Annotated in this window: 6 protein-coding genes and 2 pseudogenes; all 8 read left to right on the plus strand. The window is 37.2% G+C overall.

The features are described 5' to 3' along the window. Window positions 1-226, plus strand: a pseudogene (locus AB1471_RS16450) (CsxC family protein); the annotation flags it as partial. 455 nt (window positions 227-681) lie between these two features. Next, a pseudogene (locus AB1471_RS16455) lies at window positions 682-1,058 on the plus strand (CsxC family protein); the annotation flags it as partial. Window positions 1,059-1,553: 495 nt separating this feature from the next. After that, the gene (locus tag AB1471_RS16460) at window positions 1,554-2,303 is read left to right on the plus strand and encodes a CsxC family protein (RefSeq protein WP_367780852.1); all 750 of its coding nucleotides are present in this window, start codon (window positions 1,554-1,556) and stop codon (window positions 2,301-2,303) included. 530 nt (window positions 2,304-2,833) lie between these two features. Then, window positions 2,834-3,088, plus strand: a complete 255-nt coding sequence (locus AB1471_RS16465; protein WP_367780853.1) for a hypothetical protein — start codon at window positions 2,834-2,836, stop codon at window positions 3,086-3,088. Window positions 3,089-3,132: 44 nt separating this feature from the next. Next, entirely contained in the window at window positions 3,133-3,876 is a 744-nt protein-coding gene (locus AB1471_RS16470; RefSeq protein WP_367780854.1) for a CsxC family protein, read from the plus strand. A 556-nt stretch (window positions 3,877-4,432) separates the two neighbouring features. Next, window positions 4,433-4,690, plus strand: coding sequence for a hypothetical protein (locus AB1471_RS16475; protein WP_367780855.1), 258 nt, complete (start codon window positions 4,433-4,435; stop codon window positions 4,688-4,690). Window positions 4,691-4,733: 43 nt separating this feature from the next. After that, on the plus strand, window positions 4,734-5,465 hold the full coding sequence (locus AB1471_RS16480) for a CsxC family protein (protein ID WP_367780856.1): 732 nt from the start codon (window positions 4,734-4,736) through the stop codon (window positions 5,463-5,465). A gap of 709 nt (window positions 5,466-6,174) precedes the next feature. Beyond that, the coding region (locus AB1471_RS16485) for a DUF7852 domain-containing protein (RefSeq protein WP_437342377.1) at window positions 6,175-6,572 on the plus strand (398 nt) is incomplete at its 3' end.

A 6,572-nucleotide genomic window follows, 5' to 3' on the forward strand; every position in this document is an offset into this window, starting at 1 on the left:
ACGTCAAGATAAATACTTCTTTGAAAATAGTGTGTTTTATAATGAGCAACCGTATTGCGAGTTAGTCAAGGCAGATTTTTATGAACTTGATTTTTCTCCATGCCCTGCAGATGCGCATGAAACGTTTGATACACTACGCGAAAAAATTGTCCTTGACCTCACTGTAAAAGTATTACAACTACAACAAGTTAGTCTGAAGAGTTCTACAGATCCGAATAGGTGTTAATCTTACAGGGGGATTTTAGCCATTTAAAGATTTAGTGCCTTCATGCCTTAAAGGTAACAGAGATGCCTTTAAGGTGTTTTTTATCGTTACTAACCTAATCTGGTAAACGATTTTTTGTGGTTGTGAAGGCAAAGTGTTTTTCATGCGTCACTTAAATATGCTAGAGAAATTTATCACGAACGTAGCACCTTGCCTTAAATATAACAGAGACAGAGTCCCCTTCAAGGTGTTTTTTAGCGTTAGTTATCTAATCTGATAACTATTTTTTATGGTATTAGACAGTGTGTTTATAGCTAAAAAAGATATTAGTCTTTTTTGACCAACAGCTTAAGAAAAAGTAGACATGTAGATTACTCCAGAGAACCCCGCAGAATGGAATCATCAACCTCTGTTATTCAATTTATCGTACAAAGCCACAATCACTGATCACATTGAAAGAATAGAATAATGACAAGGTTAAATATGCGGCAAAGGACTGTAAAGGCGTCATTCAAGATCGAATTGCCAATGTTCCATTTTCTGGTTTTACAGAAATAGTTTCAAGAGACGGTGGAGGATTTTGAAATTTCCCGGTTTTAAATAGATCTTCAGCAAGTAGTTCTCGATTTATTACCCGAAAGACGGGATCACGCCACGTCAAGATAAATACTTCTTTGAAAATAGTGATTGCGAGTTAGTCAAGGCAGATTTTTATGAACTTGATTTTTCTCCATGCCCTGCAGATGCGCATGAAACGTTTGATACACTACGCGAAAAAATTGTCCTTGACCTCACTGTAAAAGTATTACAACTACAACAAGTTAGTCTGAATCAAGCTAAGGATAGATGTTAATTTTTCTGGGCGATTCTTGTCGCTTTATGAGGTTATCTTTGGTTTCATGCCTTAGAGATAAAAACCGCCTGTAAGACGTTTTTTATCGTCTAATCTTATAACTATCTTTTTGGTGGTTGTGACAGTAAGGTGATTTGACAGGTAGTTGTAGAAGAGGTGTTTATAGCAAAAAAAGCGATTAGTCTTTTTTGACTAACAGCTTAAGAAAAAGTAGGCATATAGATACTCCAGAGAATTCTACAGAATGGAAGCATCTTATTCGGCATAGTTACTAAGCACAATCACTAAGCACATTGTAAGCATAGAATAATGATAAAGGTAAAAGGTGGTGAATGGAAAGCAGCTGCAGCAGGAGTTGTACAAGGTTTTATCGCCTTAAGTTTTGCCCTCTTATAGGAGCAGTGGATTAGTGCTGTTTTAGGGATTGTTCTTGCCATCGTAATGTTGTTAGATCACATGTAGAGTAAAAAAAAATTTAAGAAAGGAGCGTATGTAATGAGTCAAAAGCATCATAAAATTGATCCTGTTTGCCCAGTAGATTCAATGACACAACCCCCTTTATCGAGTGAATCAATCACACCTTCTACGCAAGCTGTAAGGTTCATTAAAGTGCCAGTGGTATTAGTAGAGCCTAAAATTCAAATCGTTGTCGAAGCAGATATTCCACTTGATCCACCCGCATTCGAAATTAAGCGAGTGGGAAAAGATGTATTCTTAACGCAATGTAAACTGGTACCTGTAGAATTTCGAGAAGTTGTCGTTGGAGACCCTGTCGGTGGAGACCGTTTCGTAACAAAAGCTAAATTATTTGTAGGAGGATTTATTCGCAAAAACATTGAATATGCGGCAAAGGACTGTAAAGGCGTCATTCAAGATCGAATTGCCGATGTTCCATTTTCTGGTTTCATAGAAATAGGTGGAGGATTTGGTGGAGCAAGTCCTCAATTTTTAAATTTCCCGATTTTAAATGGATCTTCAGAAAGTAGTTCTCGATTTATTAATCCGAAAGACGGGATTACGCCACGTCAAGATAAATACTTCTTTGAAAATAGTGTGTTTTATAATGAACAACCGTATTGCGAGTTAGTCAAGGCAGATTTTTTTGAACTTGATTTTTCTCCATGCCCGAAAGATGCGGATGAAACGTTCGATAAACTACGAGAAAAAATTGTCCTTGACCTTACTGTAAAAGTATTACAGCTACAACAAGTTGAGCTGGAGAGGCCGCCAAAGGATAAATGTTAATCTTCCTGGGAGACTTTAGCCATTTAAAGAGTTAGTGCCTTCATGCCTTAAAGGTAACAGAGATGCCTTTAAGGCGTTTTTTATCGCTACTTACCTAATGGTAACGCAAGGTGGTTTTTGCGTCACGTAAAATATGCTAGAGAAATTTATCACGAATGTAGCACCTTGCCTTAAAGGTCACAGAGATAGAGTCCCCTTCAAGGTATTTTTTATCGTTAGTTATCTAATCTGATAACTATTTTATTAAGGTTGTGAAGGCAAGACGATTCCTGCGCCACTTATATAGGGCTAAAGAAATTTATCACGAAAGGTAGCACTGGCGGTTTGGTAGGCAGTATTAGACAGTGTGTTTATGCTAAAAAAGATATTAGTCTTTTTTCCAACATATTAAGAAAAAGTAGACATGTAGATTCCAGAGAATCTGACAGATCGGAATCATCAGCCCCTGCTATTCAATTCATAGCATAAAGCACAGTCATGAATCACAATGAAAGAATAGAATAATCACAAAGGTTAAAGGAGGTGGAAATATGTCAGTAGAATGTAAAAAAGAAGAATGTTGTGAATGTAAGGCAGCTGCAGCAGGAGCATGGGTTGCGAAAGGCTTTATTGCCTTTAGTTTTGCCCTTATCTTTATAGGGGCAGTGGCATTAGCGGTGTTTGTACCTGAATTTGCAGCTTTAGGTATTATCCTTGCCATCGTCGCAACGATATTCTTCTTTGCGATATTCATTACTGCAAGTATTGTCGTTTTGAGGTGTATTAAGAAAGACAAATGTTGTTAGATCGCATGTAGAGTAAAAAATAATTTAAGAAAGGAGTGTATGTAATGAGTCAAAAGCATCATAAAATTGATCCTGTTTGTCCAGTAGATTCAATGACACAAGTCCCTTTATCGAGTGAATCCAGCGACATTTCTATTCAAGCTGTGTCATTTATTAAAGTTCCGGTTGTACTAGTCGAGCCCAAAATCCAAATCGTTGTCGAAGCAGATATCCCACTTGATCCACCGGCATTCGAAATTAAGCGAGTGGGAAAAGATGTATTTTTAACGCAATGTAAACTGGTACCTGTAGAATTTCAAGAAGCTGACGTTGGAGACCCTGTCAGTAGAGACCGTTTTGTAACAAAAGCTAAATTATTTGTGGGAGGATTTATTCGCAAAAACATTGAATATGCTGCAAAGGACTGTAATGGCGTCCTTCAAGATCGAATTGCCGATGTTCCATTTTCTGGTTTTATAGAAATCGTTTCTCATGTTGGCTTTCCTGCTACTGAATTTTTAAATAAACCGATTTTAAATGGATCTTCCTCAAGTAGTTCTCGATTTGTTAATCCAAAAGACGGGATTACGCCACGTCAAGATAAATACTTCTTTGAAAATAGTGTATTTTATAATGAACAACCATATTGCGAGTTAGTCAGTGCCGATTTTTTTGAACTTGATTTTTCTCCATGCCCTACAGATGCGGATGAAACCTTCGATAAACTACGAGAAAAAATTGTACTTGACCTTACGGTGAAAGTACTACAATTACAACAAGTTAATGTGGGGAAAACTGGTCCGTGTTAATCTTTCGGAGCGATTTTATCCATTTAAAGATTTAGTGCTTTCATGCCTTAAAGGTAACAGAGATGCCTTTAAGGCATTTTTTATCGCTACTTACCTAATATGGTAACGATTTTATGTGGTTGTGAAGGAAAGGGGGGTTTCCTGAGTCACTTAAATATGCTAGAGAAATTTATCACGAATGTAGCATCTTGCCTTAAAGGTCACAGAGACAGAGTCCCCTTCAAGATGTTTTTTATCGTTAGTTAACTAATCTGATAACTATTTTTTTATGGTTGTGAAGGCAAGACGATTCCTGAGTCACTTAAATATGGCTAAAGAAATTTATCAAAAACGGTAGCACTGGCGGTTTGGTAGGTAGTATTAGACGGTGTGTTTATGCTAAAAAAAGATAGTAGTCTTTTTTCCAATAGCTTAAGGAAAAGTAGACATGTAGATTACTCCAGAGAATCTGACAGATCGGAATCATCAGCCCTGCTTTTCAATTCATAGCATAAAGCACAGTCACTGATCACATTGAAAGAATAGAATAATCACAAAGGTTAAAGGAGGTGGAAATATGTCAGTAGAATGGAAAAAAGAAGAATGTTGTGAATGTAAGGCGGCTGCAGCAGGAGCGTGGGTTGCGCAAGGTTTTATCGCCTTTAGCTTTGCCCTCATCTTTATAGGTGCAGTCGCATTAGCGGTGTTTACGTCGTTTGTTACTTTAGGGGTAGTGCTTGCCATCATCGCAACAATCTTCTTCTTTGCGATATTCATTACTTCAAGTATTGTTGTTCTAAAGTGTATTTTTAACAAAGACAAGAAATGTTGTTAGATTACATGTAGAGTAAAAAATAATTTAAGAAAGGAGCGTATGTATGAGTCAAAAGCATCATAAAATTGATCCTGTTTGCCCAGTAGATTCAATGACACAAGTCCCCTTATCTAGTGAATCCATCACACCTTCTCCGCAAGCTGTAAGGTTCATTAAAGTGCCAGTTGTATTAGTAGAGCCCAAAATTCAAATCGTTGTCGAAGCAGATATTCCACTTGATCCACCCGCATTCGAAATTAAGCGAGTGGGAAAAGATGTATTTTTAACGCAATGTAAACTGGTACCTGTAGAATTTGCAGACAAAGGAGAAGATCGTTTCGTAACAAAAGCTAAATTATTTGTAGGAGGATTTATTCGCAAAAACATTGAATATGCTGCAAAGGATTGTAAAGGCGTCATTCAAGATCGAATTGCCGATGTTCCATTTTCTGGTTTCACAGAAATAGGTGGAGAAGAACTCGGTGGAGGAAGACTTCCATTTTTAAATTTCCCCATTTTAAATGGATCTTCCTCAAGTAGTTCTCGATTTATTAATCCAAAAGACGGGATTACGCCACGTCAAGATAAATACTTCTTTGAAAATAGTGTATTTTATAATGAACAACCGTATTGCGAGTTAGTCAAGGCAGATTTTTTTGAACTTGATTTTTCTCCATGCCCGAAAGATGCGGATGAAACGTTCGATAAACTACGAGAAAAAATTGTACTTGACCTTACTGTGAAAGTATTACAATTACAACAAGTTAGTCTGAATATTTGTCCGGATAGATGTTAATCTCCCGGGGCGATTTTAGCTATTTAAAGAGGTTACCCCTGGTTTAGTATCCTTCATACCTTAAAGGCAACAGAGATGCCTTTAAGGTGTTTTTATCGTTACTTACCTGATCTGGTAACTATTTTTTATGGTTGTGAAGGCAAGGCAATTTCACTTCGTTACTTAAATAGGCTAAAGAAATTTATCACGAACGGTAGCACTGGCGGTTTGGCAGGTAGTATTAGACAATGTGTTTATAGCGAAAAATGATATTAGCCTTTTTTGACCAACAGCGTAAGAAAAAGTAGGTATGTAGATTACTCGAGAGAACCCCATAGGATGGAATCCTCAACACTTCTATTCAATTTATCGTAAAAAACACAGTCACTTATCACATTCAAAGAATAGAATAATGACAAAGGTTAAAGGAGATAAAATGCTGTCAAAGAGATCATTAGAGGAATGTTGTGAATGTAAGGTAGCTGCAGCAGGAGCGTGGGTTTTGCAAGGTTTTATCGCCTTTAGTTTTTCCCTCATCTTTATAGGAGCAGTGGCATTAGCAGTGTTTGTACCTTCAGCGGCAGTTTTAGGGATTATTCTTGCTATCGTCGCAACAATTTTCTTCTTTGCGACATTCATTGCTTCAATTATTATCGTTTTAAAATGTTTTTGTAACAAAGACAATGTTAGATCACATGTAGAGAAAAAAATTAAGAAAGGAGCGTATGTAATGAGTCATAAGCATCATAAAATTGATCCTGTTTGTCCAGTAGAGTCAATGACACAACCCCCTTTATCGAGTGAATCAGTCACACCTTCTCCTGTTGAGATAAACTTCATTAAAGTGCCAGTTGTATTAGTAGAGCCCAAAATTCAAATCGTTGTCGAAGCAGATATTCCACTTGATCCACCCGCATTCGAAATTAAGCGAGTGGGAAAAGATGTATTTTTAACGCAATGTAAACTTGTGCCTGTAGAATTTGTAGAAGCCTGCGGTGGAAGTGGAGACCGTCATGTAACAAAAGCTAAATTATTTGTAGGAGGATTTATTCGGAAAAATATTGAATATGCGGCAAAGGACTGTAAAGGCGTCATTCAAGATCGAATTGCCGATGTTCCATTCTCCGG

The organism is Jeotgalibacillus marinus, assembly GCF_040801915.1.
GTDB lineage: Bacteria > Bacillota > Bacilli > Bacillales > Jeotgalibacillaceae > Jeotgalibacillus > Jeotgalibacillus marinus.